Source organism: Nocardioides sp. (assembly GCF_031422975.1).
In the GTDB taxonomy this organism is placed as follows: domain Bacteria; phylum Actinomycetota; class Actinomycetes; order Propionibacteriales; family Nocardioidaceae; genus Nocardioides.
On sequence record NZ_JANPEO010000371.1, the window covers coordinates 1 to 13,955 of the forward strand.

Annotated in this window: 17 protein-coding genes and 1 pseudogene; 7 read left to right on the forward strand and 11 right to left on the reverse strand. The window is 70.6% G+C overall.

Annotated features, from left to right (window positions below):
• The 4 genes and pseudogenes from RMO85_RS11150 to RMO85_RS11165 form a co-directional block, all read right to left on the reverse strand.
• A pseudogene (locus RMO85_RS11150) lies at window positions 1–375 on the reverse strand (hypothetical protein); the annotation flags it as partial.
• 267 nt (window positions 376–642) lie between these two features.
• Window positions 643–876 (reverse strand): biotin/lipoyl-binding carrier protein, encoded by a 234-nt coding sequence (locus tag RMO85_RS11155; protein ID WP_310528795.1) that lies wholly within the window; start codon window positions 874–876, stop codon window positions 643–645.
• Between the two features lie 77 nt (window positions 877–953).
• A complete protein-coding gene (locus RMO85_RS11160; protein WP_310528796.1) occupies window positions 954–1,934 on the reverse strand; it encodes a hypothetical protein in 981 nt (326 codons plus the stop codon).
• Window positions 1,935–2,088: 154 nt separating this feature from the next.
• Window positions 2,089–2,862: a carbon-nitrogen hydrolase family protein gene (locus tag RMO85_RS11165; RefSeq protein WP_310528797.1), complete on the reverse strand. Its 774-nt coding sequence runs from the start codon at window positions 2,860–2,862 to the stop codon at window positions 2,089–2,091.
• 45 nt (window positions 2,863–2,907) lie between these two features.
• Between RMO85_RS11165 and RMO85_RS11170 the strand changes: the two genes are divergently transcribed.
• From RMO85_RS11170 to RMO85_RS11185, 4 genes are read left to right on the forward strand one after another with little or no spacing between them, the layout of a single operon-like run.
• A complete protein-coding gene (locus RMO85_RS11170) occupies window positions 2,908–3,486 on the forward strand; it encodes an NTP transferase domain-containing protein (protein WP_310528798.1) in 579 nt (192 codons plus the stop codon).
• 52 nt (window positions 3,487–3,538) lie between these two features.
• Window positions 3,539–3,874 carry a DUF6457 domain-containing protein gene (locus tag RMO85_RS11175; RefSeq protein ID WP_310528799.1) on the forward strand — a complete coding sequence of 112 codons (336 nt, stop codon included), beginning with the start codon at window positions 3,539–3,541 and terminating at the stop codon, window positions 3,872–3,874.
• A gap of 5 nt (window positions 3,875–3,879) precedes the next feature.
• Window positions 3,880–4,860, forward strand: coding sequence for an NAD(P)H-quinone oxidoreductase (locus RMO85_RS11180; protein WP_310528800.1), 981 nt, complete (start codon window positions 3,880–3,882; stop codon window positions 4,858–4,860).
• A 33-nt stretch (window positions 4,861–4,893) separates the two neighbouring features.
• Entirely contained in the window at window positions 4,894–5,499 is a 606-nt protein-coding gene (locus RMO85_RS11185) for a bacterial proteasome activator family protein (RefSeq protein WP_310528801.1), read from the forward strand.
• A 214-nt stretch (window positions 5,500–5,713) separates the two neighbouring features.
• On the opposite strand, the gene RMO85_RS11190 is transcribed toward RMO85_RS11185, so the two are convergent.
• Genes RMO85_RS11190 through serS form a run of 6 tightly spaced genes read right to left on the reverse strand, consistent with a single transcriptional unit; the run spans window position 5,714 to window position 10,270 of the window.
• Window positions 5,714–6,274 (reverse strand): hypothetical protein, encoded by a 561-nt coding sequence (locus RMO85_RS11190; protein WP_310528802.1) that lies wholly within the window; start codon window positions 6,272–6,274, stop codon window positions 5,714–5,716.
• A gap of 5 nt (window positions 6,275–6,279) precedes the next feature.
• Complete coding sequence (locus RMO85_RS11195) at window positions 6,280–6,852, reverse strand: hypothetical protein (protein ID WP_310528803.1); 573 nt, start codon at window positions 6,850–6,852, stop codon at window positions 6,280–6,282.
• 4 nt (window positions 6,853–6,856) lie between these two features.
• Window positions 6,857–7,663, reverse strand: coding sequence for an HAD family hydrolase (locus RMO85_RS11200; RefSeq protein ID WP_310528804.1), 807 nt, complete (start codon window positions 7,661–7,663; stop codon window positions 6,857–6,859).
• Window positions 7,660–8,166, reverse strand: a complete 507-nt coding sequence (locus RMO85_RS11205; RefSeq protein WP_310528805.1) for a GNAT family N-acetyltransferase — start codon at window positions 8,164–8,166, stop codon at window positions 7,660–7,662. The genes RMO85_RS11200 and RMO85_RS11205 overlap by 4 nt, the downstream gene beginning before the upstream one ends.
• Window positions 8,154–9,008 (reverse strand): HAD family hydrolase, encoded by an 855-nt coding sequence (locus RMO85_RS11210; protein WP_310528806.1) that lies wholly within the window; start codon window positions 9,006–9,008, stop codon window positions 8,154–8,156. Before RMO85_RS11210 ends, RMO85_RS11205 begins: the two co-directional genes overlap by 13 nt.
• Window positions 9,005–10,270 (reverse strand): serine--tRNA ligase, encoded by a 1,266-nt coding sequence (serS, locus tag RMO85_RS11215; protein WP_310528807.1) that lies wholly within the window; start codon window positions 10,268–10,270, stop codon window positions 9,005–9,007. The genes RMO85_RS11210 and serS overlap by 4 nt, the downstream gene beginning before the upstream one ends.
• Before the next feature lie 109 nt (window positions 10,271–10,379).
• Here serS and RMO85_RS11220 point away from each other — a divergent pair, with 109 nt between their 5' ends.
• Complete coding sequence (locus RMO85_RS11220; RefSeq protein WP_310528808.1) at window positions 10,380–11,957, forward strand: diacylglycerol kinase family protein; 1,578 nt, start codon at window positions 10,380–10,382, stop codon at window positions 11,955–11,957.
• 22 nt (window positions 11,958–11,979) lie between these two features.
• Window positions 11,980–12,489, forward strand: a complete 510-nt coding sequence (locus RMO85_RS11225; RefSeq protein ID WP_310528809.1) for a nitroreductase family deazaflavin-dependent oxidoreductase — start codon at window positions 11,980–11,982, stop codon at window positions 12,487–12,489.
• A gap of 9 nt (window positions 12,490–12,498) precedes the next feature.
• On the opposite strand, the gene RMO85_RS11230 is transcribed toward RMO85_RS11225, so the two are convergent.
• On the reverse strand, window positions 12,499–12,894 hold the full coding sequence (locus tag RMO85_RS11230) for a DUF4446 family protein (RefSeq protein ID WP_310528810.1): 396 nt from the start codon (window positions 12,892–12,894) through the stop codon (window positions 12,499–12,501).
• A 70-nt stretch (window positions 12,895–12,964) separates the two neighbouring features.
• Here RMO85_RS11230 and RMO85_RS11235 point away from each other — a divergent pair, with 70 nt between their 5' ends.
• A complete protein-coding gene (locus RMO85_RS11235; RefSeq protein WP_310528811.1) occupies window positions 12,965–13,822 on the forward strand; it encodes a prephenate dehydratase in 858 nt (285 codons plus the stop codon).
• The last annotated feature ends 133 nt before the right edge of the window (window positions 13,823–13,955 follow it).

A 13,955-nucleotide genomic window follows, 5' to 3' on the forward strand; every position in this document is an offset into this window, starting at 1 on the left:
CGAGAGGTACTTGTCCCGGGTGGTCGGCCGTAGTTGCTCGCCCTTGCTGTTGCGCCTCGATGCGATCCAGGCTTCCGCGTATTCACGGAACTTCGGCAGTGGATCCACTTGGGCCGCCCGTTGAGCCATCTCGAGCCGCGTCTTCGGCGGCACCCAAGTCTCTGGCGCCTCCACCTGGCGCCGCTCGGCCGCTAGCCAGGCCTCTGCGTCCATGCGTGCGGTGAACGTCGCGGGGGCGGTCACGGTCTGCCCGGAGGGGCTGGAGTAGCGCGCCTGGAAGCGCCCGCTCGGGAGCTTCCTGATGCTGCCGAAACCCCGTTTGCTGCTTCGCCTCGTCGCCATGTCGCCCGCCTCGTCGTGCCAGATACGTGCCACTTACGTGCCACTTACGTGCCAGATCTAAACACACTTGAGTCCACTCGTGTTCACAGCCCAACAGTCGAGTTGGTGACATCGTCCCAGGTCAGAGCGGTAAAGAGATGTTCTGGCCGCGAAAGTCCAGACCAGTCCAGACGCCTTGGCGGCCGCTTCAAATCCCACCGCCACCGCCAACCGACAGCCGGATCCTCAGGGTCCGGCTGTCGCGCATTTCGGGCACCCCGAAGGGTGATCGAGCGCGGAGCCGCTCGGGCTGTGGGCGCGTCAGAGTAGGTCGAGCGCGATCAGCGGGTCGCCCTCCTGGACGACGTCGCCGACGGCGACCTTGATGGCCGTGACCCGGCCGGGGCGCTCGGCCAGCACCGGGATCTCCATCTTCATCGACTCGAGCAGGACGACGGTGTCGCCGGCGCCGATGGTGTCGCCGACCTCGCAGTCGACGCTGAGGACATTGGCAACCATCTCGGCGAGGATCTCGGTCGACTGCGTACGGGCCATGTTCGCGACGCTAGTGGTTACCGCGGCGTACGAAGTGCTCCACGAAGCTGGCCGGAGTCGCGTGACGCGACCCCACCTCAGAGTTCCGCGAAGCGCGAGGGCTCCGGCCGGTGGGCGTCGGCCTCCTCGGCGCGCCGGCCGCGGCGACCGCGGGGCGCGGTGAGGGCCAGGTCCAGGCGGACGAGGAGATAACCGACGAGCAGCCCGAGCACGAGGGAGTAGATGCCGCGGAGCCCGGCCTCGAGGAAGGATCCGTCCGGCTCGAGCAGGCCCTGCGCCATCGGCACGGTGGCGGTCACGCCGAAGGCGCACACCCACCATCCCTGTCGGCGACGGGCACGCTGGAAGCAGCCCCAGAGCAGGGCGGGGATGCCCAGGAACACGACCAGCGGCCGAGGGAACGCGCCGATCCGGTCGGTGGTCCAGGCGGCGAAGTCGAGCGCGGAGGCGACCACCGACCCCACGCCGTACCGACGAAGGAGCTCGCCGTAGGCCAGCGTGAGCACGAGCACCGCGACGCCGACGAGCACCGAGATCAGGCCGCGTCGGCCGAGACCGTGGATACCGGCGCCGAGGCGGTAGACCAGCGCGAACATGAGGACGAGGGCGAGCAGGGTCGAGGCATAGTCGAAGCGCGGCTCGGTGATCGTGGGCTCGAAGCCGACCGCGGCCAGCGCCGTGAACCCCGAGACGACGGTCGCGATCAGCGCCTCACGTGCGGCGAGCCAGAAGCTGACGGCCGGCACCGTGGCCATCACGGCATAGACGCCGCCGACAACCACGGTCAGCACGGCCGCACCCGTCTGCAAGGTGGGGCCGCCGACGACGACGGCGGCCAGACCGATGCCCCCCGCGAGCAGGAGTGCGATGAGGGGTCGTCCACCGGTCCGGTGGGCCAACGCCGCGGAGAGGACGGTGGCCACGGCGATCGCGCCGGCTCCGTCGACCCAGTGCGGTCCGATGCCGGCCACGGCACAGCCGAGCGCGACCAGCCCGGCGACCAGCATCGCCACGCCGGCCGCCGCCGCACTCAGCGACGGCACGCGGCGGGGCCTCACGAACGCAGGTTCCGCGGCCACCCGCTCGCGGGGAGGCTTCGGAACCTTCGCCGGCTTCGGGGGACGCCGTTGTCTCGCGGGCTTCTCCGCGATGCGACGCCCCTTGGCCGAGCCCTTCGCTGGGCCTTCAGGGGACGCGGACACGGCGACGAGGCTACAGTCGCCGGTTGGCGAGTGAGGGATTGGTACGCCGCGCCTCGTCCAGCACCGCGCGTTCGAGCACGGCATCGACGACCGTCTCGTCCGGCCCCGCCTCCACGAGCACGTCGCCGAGCGGATCGACGACCATCGAGTGCCCGCAGTAGCGCGGACCGGGCTGGCCGACCGCGACCACGTGAACGGTGTTCTCGATGGCTCGGGCCCGCACGAGGGTGCGCCAGTGGTCGACCTTCCGGTCGCCGGCGACCCACGCGGCAGGGACGACCAGGGCCTGGGCACCTTCGTCGACGAGCAGGCGGGCGAGCTCGGGGAAGCGCAGGTCGTAACACGTCATCAGGCCCACCCGGAAACCCGCGACGTCCACCACGCGGGGCGTGATGTCTCCCGCGAGCAACCGGTCGGACTCACGGAAGCCGAACGAGTCGTAGAGGTGGATCTTGCGATAGCTCGCCTGGACGGCACCGCGGACGAGCAGCGTGTTGAACGGTCGCTCCGGGTCGTTGCTCGTCTCGAACATGCCGGCCACGACGGTGGTGCCCAGCCGGGCGGCCAGCGCGTCGACGGCCTGCGCGAAGGGGCCCTCCAGCGTTTCGGCGTACGAACCGAGCGGTTCGGACGGGTCGCCGAACTCCCGCGCGAACGCCTCGGGCAGCACGACCAGGTCGGGCTCGCCGTCGGCGGGCAGCGCGGCGAGCCGGGCCCGGTTGACGGCCGGGTCGAGGTCGCTGGCCCACTGCACGAGTCGGACGCGGAGCTGATGGGAGGTCACGCCCCCAGACTGCCAGCCCGGCGTCCGCACTGGGAGACTCCGGGCATGAACTTCGACCTGGGGGCGGCCGGCTTCAGCGGTGTGCTCCTCGCCGGCGGCACCGCGGTGCGCATGGACGGGATCGACAAGTCGAGCATCGAGCTCGGCGGACGGACCCTGTTGGAGATCTGTCTCGACGCCTTCCTCGACGCCGACGAGGTGGTCGTCGTCGGTCCGCGCACCGTGCGGACCACCCGGCCGGTGACCTTCACCCGGGAGGATCCGCCCCTGGGTGGCCCGGTGGCCGGCCTGCTCACCGGCGTCGACGTGTTGTTGCGGCCCCCGCTGCTGATCGGTGTGCTCGCCGTGGACATGCCACGCGTGTCGGCGCACACCTTCCGCCGCCTCCGAGAGGCGGCGGCGGGCCACGACGGGGCGTTCCTCCACGACCCGGCGGGGCGTCGAGCGCTGTGCGGTGTGCTGAGCGCCGACGCCCTGCGCCGCGTCCGGCCCGACCTCGAGGGGCAGCACGGCATGTCGATGCGCAGCCTGCTCGCCGACCTCGATCTCGCCCGGGTCGGGGCCGTCGGTGACGAGGCCCAGGACATCGACACCTGGACCGACCTGCGCGATCTGGACGCGTGAGCACAGAGCGCGCCACTTGCGGCGCGACCGGTGTAGACGACAGATTGGAGGGGTGAACCTCCACGACTGGATCGATGAGCTCTGCGACGTACTCGATGTCGAGACCGAGGTCGACGAAGGCCTCCTCCTCGACCTGGCTCGCGCAGCGGCAACCAACGTGCAGAAGACGGCGGCCCCGATCACGACCTACCTCCTGGGCTTCGCGGCCGGCTCCACCGGCGCCAACCCGGAGGCGGTGGAGGCGCTGGCCGCCAAGGCCCAGCTCCTGTCGGACCACTGGGACCGGCCGGCCGACGCTCCCGACCCCGACGACATCGACGATCCGGTGCCCGACGACTCCGGGGTCGACCACACCGGCGAGCACTTCGACGACGACGAGGACGAATAGCCCCCATGCGAGCGGTCATCGCCTCCGGCGCCGGAGGCCCTGAAGTCCTGTCCGTCGGTGAGGTTCCCGAGCCCACCCTCCGCCCCGGGGAGGTGCTCGTCGACGTCGCCGCGACGGCCGTCAATCGCGCCGACACCCTGCAACGGATGGGGCTCTATCCGGTCCCGCCGGGCAACTCCGAGATCATCGGCCTCGAGTGCAGCGGCACGATCGCCGAGCTCGGACCCGATGTCGGCTCGGAGGCCGACGGCTGGTCCGTCGGTGACGAGGTGTGCGCACTGCTGACCGGCGGTGGGTACGCCGCCCGCGTGGCCGTCCCCGCCGGCCAGCTGATGCCCGTGCCGGACGGAGTGTCGTTGGTCGACGCCGCGGCGCTGCCCGAGGTCGCGTGCACCGTGTGGTCCAACGTCTTCATGGTCGCCGGCCTGCAGCCAGGCGAGACGTTCCTTGTCCACGGCGGCGCGGGTGGCATCGGCACGATGGCGATCCAGCTGGCCACGGCGCTGTCGGCGAAGGTCTTCACCACCGCCGGATCGGCGGAGAAGCTGGCGATCTGCGCCGACCTCGGCGCGGACGTGACGATCAACTACCGCGACGAGGACTTCGTCGAGGTGTTGAAGGCCCATGGTGGGGCCGACGTCATCCTCGACAACATGGGTGCGAAGTATCTCGCCCGCAACATCGACGCGCTCGCCACGTCGGGACGGCTGGTGATCATCGGCATGCAGGGCGGCGTCAAGGCCGAGCTTGACATCAGCGCCCTGCTGCGCAAGCGTGCCGCAGTCATCGCGACCACCCTGCGCGCCCGACCCGCCGAGGAGAAGGCAGCCATCTGCGCAGAGGTCGTCGAGCACGTCTGGCCGCTCGTCGCCGAGGGTGCCGTGGTGCCCGTCGTCCACGACCGGCTGCCGCTCGAGGAGGTCGCCACCGCCCATCGCCTGATGGAGGACAGCGGCCACATCGGCAAGATCGTGCTGACGCTCTGAGCGCATGCCCGGCCGGGTCATAGGGTGGTGCCCATGAATGAACAGCAGGCAGGCGGGGGTTCCGGCGAGGAGCAGATCGTGATCGTTGGCCCGGACGGCCAGCCGGTCGGCACGATCCCGAAGAGCGCGCTGCCGACGGTCTCCGCCGACGACGACGACCGCGAGGGAGAGCGCCACATCACCGAGCTGGTCGAGCAGCCGGCCAAGGTGATGCGGATCGGTTCGATGATCCGCCAGCTGCTCGAAGAGGTGAAGGCCGCGCCGCTCGACGAGGCCAGCCGCAACCGCCACAAGGAGATCCACCCGGCGTCGATCAAGGAGCTCGAGGCCGGCCTCGCGCCCGAGCTGGTCGAGGAGCTCGACCGGCTCTCACTGCCCTTCACCGAGGAGGGCATCCCCTCGGAGAGTGAGCTGCGGATCGCACAGGCCCAGCTCGTCAGCTGGCTCGAGGGGCTCTTCCACGGCATCCAGACCGCCATCTATGCCCAGCAGATGGCCGCCCGCGGTCAGCTGGAGCAGATGCGCAAGGCGTTGCCCGGCATGGCTCCCCAGCACGGAGAGCAGGGTCAGCCGCAGGGGATGCCGACCATGCCCACCCGGGATGCGGCGGAGCCGGGCTCCAGCGGGATGTACCTCTAGGTCGTACGCCGCCGCGCGTCCGACGTTGCGGCGGCCCCCTCGTCGGACGTCGAGCGGGACGTCCGACGTACTGGTCGTCGGGGCAGCCACATCGTCGGACGTCCCAGCTGATGTCCGACGTCCCGGCCGCCGCCGTGTCGGACGTTGAGGGCGAGCCTGCTAGGTCATGCGCCGCCGCGCCTCGTCCGGAACTTCCACCCGAGCGAGTGGAAGTTCAGGTCGTACGCCGGCGTGCGCGCCACCCGCGGACCAGGAAGTAGCCCATGGCGATCAGCACGAGGGCGCCGAAGACCGCGCGCGCGGCGGAGAACTGCTCGTAGCTGAGCCCTAGGGTGCGACGCTCGGCCTGCAGGTAGCCCGCCTTCGGCGCGGTGCCCTCGCCCAGCTGGTCGAGGATCTCGCCGTAGTAATCCCCGGGGGCCGTCACGGTCAGGCACCCGTTGCTCGTCACTTCACCGGCGTCCATCTGGCCGAAGACGATCAGCCGGTCGCCGGGGGACGCCGTCATCGCAGACGTCACCTCGTCCCCTGGGCTCACGACGTCGACCCGCCGCGTCACGTCCCCCTTGAACACCCGGTCGACCCGCACTGTCGTGATCACGTCGTCGCCGGACTCCCGCCGATCGGCCACCACGCCCGAGAGGGCCACGTCGCTGGTGTCGAGGAAGTCGGCGGAGGGTTCGACGCACGAGGCGGCAGCCGGCCCTGCGCTCAACTGCACGGCGCCAGTGGTCGCTGCGAGGAGCACGACCAACCCGGCGAGCCGCCGGGCCACCACTCTCACCTGCGTGCCAGTCGTCCCACGACGAGCAGTCCGAGGAGCCCGACCAGCACGAGCGCGCCGCCGGGTGCCGCGAGCCGCGAGACCGAGGCGGGGGTTGCCTCTTCGACCTTGGTCATCGTCGGCGCGGGCGGAGCAGGCCGGGCGACGTCCTCGCCGGCGCCGAGCGTCTTCTCGATCTCGGTGACCCGGCCGATGTTGGCCGGCCCGGACCCACCACAGCTCGTGGCGGTGTAGGGCGGGCTGTCGCCCGTCACGAGGAACACGTAGTCGGTGCCGACCTTGAGCTCGCCGAGACCGCAGGCCGTGGTGGCCTGGTTGGAGGTGATGGTGGTGTCCCGGTCGACCGTGCCCTTGTAGGAGTGGGTGGCCGTGACGGCGTACTCAAACTTCTGCCCGACCGCGGTGACCCCGTCGACCGTGGCGATGAAGACGGCGTCGGCACGCTGTGCCTGCCGGTCCACGTCGGCCACCTGGCACTTGCAGGCGAAGGCAGGAGCGGCGGTCGCGAGCACGAGCCCGGACATCGCCAGCAACGCAGCGATCAGCACGCGTACAACCCTCATCGACATGGGCTCAGCCTAGCGAGAGGTCGAACACCTCGGTCAGCACCGCGGCCACGCCGTCCTCGTCGTTGCGCGGCGCGACGTGGTCGGCGAGCGCGAGCACGTCCGGGTGCGCGTTGGCCATGGCGTACGACGTCCCGGCCCACGCCAGCAACGGCAGGTCGTTGGGCATGTCGCCGAAGGCGATCACCTGGTCGGCGCTGATGCCCATCTCGGCCGCGAGTGTTGCCAGGGTCGTGGCCTTGGTGACGCCGACCGCACTCATCTCGACGAGAGTGCCCACCGACGACCAGGTCGTGGTGACGAGGTGGCCGATGACCTCCTCGGCCCGGTCCCAGAAGGTCTCCGGGGCGATGTCCTCGTGCCGCGCCAGCAGCTTGACGACGGTCTCGTCGGCGATCGACTCGAGATCACCCAGCGGGATGTCGCGCGTGGCGTTGACGTTGAGGCGAGGCATGAAGGCCTCCTCGCGGGCGAAGCCGGTCGTCTTCTCGAGGGCGAACGTGGTCCCCGGGATTGCCTGCCGGAGCAGTCTCCCGACCGCGACCAGGGTGTCGACGTCGATGGTGAGGGCACGCGCCACCTCGTGCGCGGCCACGTCGTAGACGATCCCGCCGTTGCTGCAGATCGCCAGCCCGTGCCCCCCGACGTCGGCCCACAACGTCTCCATCCAGCGGATGGGCCGCCCGGTCGTGAAGACGACGGGCACACCGAGCTCGTCGAGGGCCGTGAGGACGGCGCGGGTCCGATCCGTCACGGTGCCGTCGGTGTGGAGCAGGGTGCCGTCGAGGTCGGTGGCGACGAGGCGTGGCCTCACGCCGGCGCCCTCAGCGGTCGGGCCATCACGAGCTCGCCGTCCTCGTTGCCGCCGCGCAGCTCGGTGAAGCCGCACTTGGCGAGCACCCGGAGGCTGGCGGAGTTCTCGGGCGAGACGGACGCCCGCACGCGTACGCCGACCGCGTCGGTCAGCGCCAGCAGCGCGCGTACCGCCTCGGTGGCCACACCGCGGCCACGCGCATCGGAGACCAGCCCGTAGCCGATCTCGACCTCCTCCACGTCATCGGACGAAGGGGTCGGCGGACCGTAGAAGCCGATGGAACCGAAGACGAGCCCGTCGAACGTGCGGGTGATGTGCCGCGGCCCCCACGGGTCGGCGCCGCGCGCCATCGAGGCGGCATCGCGGTCGTCTGGGCGCGGGTAGTCGGGGTGCCAGCGCGGGTCGCGACCGCCGGCGAGCATCAGCGCAGCCTCCTCGGCGGTGAACAGGTCGAGCGTCAGCCGTTCGGTCGTCACCGTCGGCGGCAGGCTCACGGAAACCACCGGGACAGCTCCTGCGCCAGGCCGTCCTCGTCGACCGTGCCGGTCACGTCGTCGGCAGCGGCACGGACCTCCTCGACGGATTGGCCCATCGCGACCCCGCGGCCGGCCCAGCCGAGCATCTCGATGTCGTTGCGACCGTCCCCGATGGCGAGCACGTCGGCGGCGTCGATGCCGAGCTTGTCGCAGACGATCTGCAGCCCGCTCGCCTTGGAGACGCCGACCGGCGAGAGGTCGAGCCACGCGGTCCAGCCGACCACGTAGTCGGTGCCGTGCAGGCCAAGCCGGGCGGCGAGCTCGACGAAGTCGTCGGCGGAGGCCTCCGGATCCCGGATGATCACGCGGCTGACCGGGCCGGCGACGATGTCGTCGACGTCGGTGATGATCATCTCGCCGGAGAGCTCACCCTCGGGGAAGTGCCGGTTGACGCGATAGCCGATGCCGCGCTCCTCGACGGCGACCAGCGCGTCGGGGTGGTGCTCCAGCACCTCCTCGACTGCCCGGCGCGCGTCGAAGGTCTCCTCGTGGACGACCTCGAGCGGGGGGTAGCGGAAGATCACCGCACCGTTGGACGCGACCACCCAGATCGGGTCCTCGGCGACCGCCGGGAGGTCGAGCAGGTCGGCGACCTTGTCCATGCCGTGCGGCGAGCGGCCGCTCGCGAGCACGATGTGCGCGCCGGCTTCGATGGCGCGGTGGACTGCGGCATGCGTTGCGGGGGTGATCAGCTCACTGGTCTGGCCGGCACCCTCGATCCACGCGAGCAGAGTGCCGTCGATGTCGAGCGCGACGAGTCGCGGCTGCCAGTCCCTCGGAGGCTGAGGAGGGCGCTCTGCGCCGGTCACGAAAGTGGCGTCAACGTCTCGAGGCCCCCGAGATAGGGCCGCAGGGCATCGGGCACCCGCACCGATCCGTCCGCTTGCTGGTGCGTCTCCAAGATCGCCACGATAGTGCGGGTGATCGCGGTCAACGTCCCGTTGAGGGTCGCGACCGGGATGTTGCCCGACGCGCCGCGCTGGCGGATGTCGAGGCGACGGCTCTGGAAGTCGGTGCAGTTGGACGTCGACGTGAGCTCGCGGAACTTGCCCTGGGTGGGGATCCACACCTCGCAGTCGAACTTGCGCTGGGCGCTCAGGCCGAGGTCACCGGCGGCCACGTCGATCACGCGGTAGGCGAGCTCGAGCTTGTCCAGGAACTCCTTCTCCCACTCGAGCAGCCGCTGGTGCTCGGCATAGGACTCCTCGAGCGTCGTCAGGACGAACATCTCGACCTTGTCGAACCAATGGACGCGGATGATCCCCTTGGTGTCCTTGCCGTGCGAGCCGGCCTCCTTGCGGAAGCAGGGGCTGAACGCGGCGTAGCGCAACGGCAGCTTGTCGGCGTCGAGGATCTCGTCGCTGTGATAGGCCGCCATCGGCACCTCGGAGGTGCCCACGAGATAGAGGTCCTCGCCCTCGATGCGGTAGACGTCGTCGGCGGCCTGGCCGAGGAAGCCGGTGCCCTCCATGGCGCGCGGCTTGACCAGCGACGGGGCGATCACCTGCGTGAAGCCGGCGTTGCGGGCCTGGTCCATCGCCATGTTGACCAGCGCCAGCTCGAGCTGGGCGCCGATGCCGGTCAGGAAGTAGAAGCGCGAGCCCGAGACCTTGGCGCCGCGCTCGAGGTCGATGGCGCCGAGCAGGCGGCCGAGCTCGATGTGGTCGCGCGGCTCGAAGTCGAACTCCCGCGGCGTCCCGACATGCTCCAGCACGACGAAGTCGTCCTCGCCGCCGGCGGGCGACTCGTCGGCGGCCGGGTTGGGGATCGACTTGAGCGCCTCGTCCCATTCCGCCTCCGCGGCGGCCTGGGTGACCTCGAGGTCCTTGACCTCCGCGGACAGCGCCTTGGTGCGGGCGAGCAGCTCGGCCTTCTCCTCGCCCTGGGCCTGGGCGACCTGCTTGCCCAGCGACTTCTGCTCGGCGCGCCTGGCCTCGTAGGTCGCGATCGCGCTGCGGCGGGACTCGTCCGCGGCGAGCGCTCGGTCGACCACGTCGGGAGACAGCCCCCGCTTCACCTGGGCGGCGCGGATGCGGTCGGGGTCGTCTCGGAGCAGGCGGGCGTCGATCATGTGGGGGTCCCTGCGGCGAGGGCAGCGCAGCGAGGCTCGTGGTGGGGTGAGGTCACACGGTGCAGGCTAGTCGCGAGGGGGGCGGAACCGCACCCGGCATACTGTGCCGGTGCTCGACCGTCCTCGTTCCGTCGTCCTTGCCTGGGCAGCCGTCCTCGCCACCTTGTTCGGCGTCCTCGCCTTCGTGGTGACCCAGGTCGAGCGCTATCCGCTCGCGGGCCTCGACACCTGGGGCCGCGACGCCGAGGACTGGGCCGACGGTCACACGAGTCTCCTGGCGCTGCTCCGCGTGATCGAGTCTGCCTTCGGCACCGTGGGCATGACAGTCATCACCGCGGTGGTCGCGGCCGGGCTCGCCTTCAGCAGGCAGCGGCGGGCCGCCATCTACGCGGTGCTGGTGATGACCAGCACCTCGCTGGTCACGACCGGCGTGAAGATCTGGCTCGGCCGTGACCGGCCCGACTGGCAGGACCCGACCAACTTGCTCTCGAGCAAGTCGTTCCCGTCGGGCCACGCCTCCTCGGTGGCAGCGATGGCCTGCATCCTCGTGCTGCTGGTGGTCATGCTCGTACGTCGCCTGAACTACCGTCGCATCGCCTTCATCGCGATCGCGCTGCTGGTCGTGGTCGTCAGCCTCGACCGGATCCTGCTCGGGCGGCACTACCCCACCGACACCCTCGGCGGCATCCTGCTCGGCGCCTCGTGCGCGATAGCGTGGCTGGCCTTGTACAACCCGCTGCCCCGCTCCCACGCCGAGAAGATCGAGCCGCTCAGTGAGGTCTTCACCTCCGAGCGCCGCCTGGCGGTGGTGCTGAACCCGATCAAGGTCGAGGACACCGGTCAGTTCCGCACGATCGTGAACGCGATGGCGGTCGAGTCCGGCTGGTCGGAACCGACCTGGCACTACACGACCATCGAGGACCCGGGCGGTGGGATGGCCGAGAAGGCTTCGGTCGACGGCGCCGATCTCGTGCTCGTCTGCGGCGGCGACGGCACCGTGCGCGAGGTGTGCGCCGAGCTCGCCGGCACCGGCATTCCGGTCGGCATCATCCCGGCGGGCACCGGCAACCTGCTGGCCCGCAACCTCGACATCCCGCTCTACCTCCGGTCCGCGATCGACGTCGCCCTCAACGGCCAGGACCGCGCGATCGACCTCGTCGACGTGAGTGGTGACGGCATCGAGCCCACGCACTTCATGGTGATGGCCGGCATGGGCTTCGACGCCGCGATCATGGACGGCGTCAACGACGACATCAAGCAGAAGATCGGCTGGATCGCCTACGTCATCTCGGGGCTGAGGTCCCTGATGTTCCCCGCGATCAAGATCGAGCTCACCGTCGATGACGGCGAGCCGAGCATCCACCGGGCCCGCACCGTCGTGGTCGGCAACGTGGGCTACCTCCAGGCCGGGATGCCCCTGCTGCCCGATGCCTCGATCGACGACGGACTGCTGGACGTGGTGATCCTGCACCCCAAGAGGTTCCTGTCCTGGATCCCGCTGGCGGTCCGCGTGCTGGCCAAGAGCTCCTCCACCGACGAGCTCATCGACCGCCGCCGCGGCGCGAAGGTCGTCGTCCGCGCGTTCAGCGACACCCCCCGCCAGCTCGACGGTGACTCGATCGGCCCCGGTCGCGAGCTGCGCATGGAGTGCGTGCACGGGCGACTGCTGGTCCGCGTCCCGCGCTAGACGACGCCGCTAGGTTCGGGCCATGCCTGCGCCGTACCCGTCCGTGTGGCGACCCTCGCACCTCCACCCGACCCGGTGGCTGGCGGTGGCGATCGGCGCACAGCCCTGGCTCCCCCGGGTTGCCCCGCACATCGTGCGGACCGACCTGCTGCTGCGCCAGCTCACGGGCGGACGGATCACGCTGCTCACGTTCGCCGGGCTGCCGGAGCTCTTCTTGACCGTCGCCGGGCGCAGGACCGGGCGGGTGCGCACCACGCCGCTGCTGTGCGTGCCGAGGGACGGCTCCTGGCTGGTGGCCGGTTCCAACTGGGGCGCGCCGAGACCGCCGGACTGGGTCTCCAACCTGGCTGCCGCCGACATCGCCAAGGTCGGCTTCCACGGCCGCGACACCGAGGTCGCCGCGAGTCTGCTCGAGGGCGGCGAGCGCGCAGCCGCGTGGCGGGACATGCTCGAGGTGTGGCCCAACTACGCCACGTACGCCGAGCGCACCGCCCGCGACATCCCGGTCTTCCGGCTCACTCCCGTGGGCTGATGGGCGGACTCACGCTCGCGCGTGCGCGATCGCCTCGTCCTCCTCGGGGGAGAGCTGCTGCTCGCACGCCCAGCCGGTGATCGACTTGGCGTAGGTGCGGGCATCGCTGCGGCCATGGATCGAGGTGAGCACCACGCCGTGCCCGGCATCGTCGAGCAGCGCGATGCTCCAGCTCAGGTGCCCGCCGACGTCGCCGAAGGCGTCGTAGCGCACGACCGAGAGGTGGCGCAACGAGTCGACGGCCTCCGCCTTGAGCGCGGCGACCTCCTGCCGCAGCCCGTGCACGTCCTGGGGCAGCGCGTCGGCGGTGGGCCGCTTGGTCGAGGCCGTACGCCGCAGCCCGATCACGGCCAGGACGAGGGCGGCCAGCGCGACGACCAGGGCGAGAACGGCAACGATGAGCACGCCGCCGAGCCTAGGTTGACGCCTGAGACGCGAGGCTCGCGACACGGCCCCGCGTGGAAAGATCGCAGGCGTGACCACCTCCCCGTCCTCCCCCCGCCGACGGATCGCCTATCAGGGCGAGCCCGGAGCCAACTCCCACCTCGTGTGCCAGCAGCACTACCCGGACTGGGAATCGGTGGCCTGCGCGTCCTTCGAGGACGTCTTCGCGGCGGTGGAGAGCGGCGACACCGACCTCGCGATGATCCCGATCGACAACTCGATCGCCGGCCGGGTCGCGGACATCCACCACTTCCTGCCCACCAGCGACCTGCACATCGTCGCGGAGAAGTTCCTGCGCATCCAGTTCGCGCTGATGGTCACCCCCGGCACGGACGTCTCGACACTGCGGACCGTGCACAGCCACGTGCACGCGCTCGGCCAGTGCCGCGGCGTCATCCGCGAGCTGGGGCTCAAGGCCGTCGTCTCCGGCGACACCGCCGGCGCCGCCCGCGAGGTCGCCGAGGCCCAGGACCCCACCCAGGCCGCGATCGCGCCGCCGCTGGCGGCCGAGATCTACGGACTCGAGATCCTGCGCAACGACATCGAGGACGAGGACCACAACACGACGCGCTTCATCGTCTTGTCCCGGGACTTCGAGCAGGCGTCCAGCGACGCGGGACAGATCGTCACGACGTTCATCTTCAACGTGCGCAACCTGCCCGCCGCGCTCTACAAGGCACTCGGCGGCTTCGCCACCAACGGTGTGAACATGACCAAGCTGGAGAGCTACATGGTCGGCGGCCACTTCACCGCGACCCAGTTCCTGGCCGAGGTCGACGGCCACCCCGACGACCCCGGGGTGAGGAACGCTCTCGAGGAGCTGGCGTTCTTCACCACCGAGGTCAAGGTTCTCGGCGTCTACCCCGCGGACGCGTTCCGCAACAACTGACTCCCGCCGTGTGTGCGGTGCGGTGGCGATAGGTTCGGCCCGTGACCGACGACCGCCCCGACGACCGGACCGCCGACCTCGGCTTCGCCCGGGTAGACCTCGACCGCGCCGCGCGCACCGGTGATCCCGAGGT

Coding starts and splice junctions, on each gene's coding strand:
- RMO85_RS11155 (WP_310528795.1), bottom strand. CDS start 876: ATGGCCCGTACGCAGTCGACCGAGATCCTCGCCGAGATGGTTGCCAAT.
- RMO85_RS11170 (WP_310528798.1), top strand. CDS start 2,908: ATGAACTTCGACCTGGGGGCGGCCGGCTTCAGCGGTGTGCTCCTCGCC.
- RMO85_RS11180 (WP_310528800.1), top strand. CDS start 3,880: ATGCGAGCGGTCATCGCCTCCGGCGCCGGAGGCCCTGAAGTCCTGTCC.
- RMO85_RS11185 (WP_310528801.1), top strand. CDS start 4,894: ATGAATGAACAGCAGGCAGGCGGGGGTTCCGGCGAGGAGCAGATCGTG.
- RMO85_RS11195 (WP_310528803.1), bottom strand. CDS start 6,852: ATGTCGATGAGGGTTGTACGCGTGCTGATCGCTGCGTTGCTGGCGATG.
- serS (WP_310528807.1), bottom strand. CDS start 10,270: ATGATCGACGCCCGCCTGCTCCGAGACGACCCCGACCGCATCCGCGCC.
- RMO85_RS11225 (WP_310528809.1), top strand. CDS start 11,980: ATGCCTGCGCCGTACCCGTCCGTGTGGCGACCCTCGCACCTCCACCCG.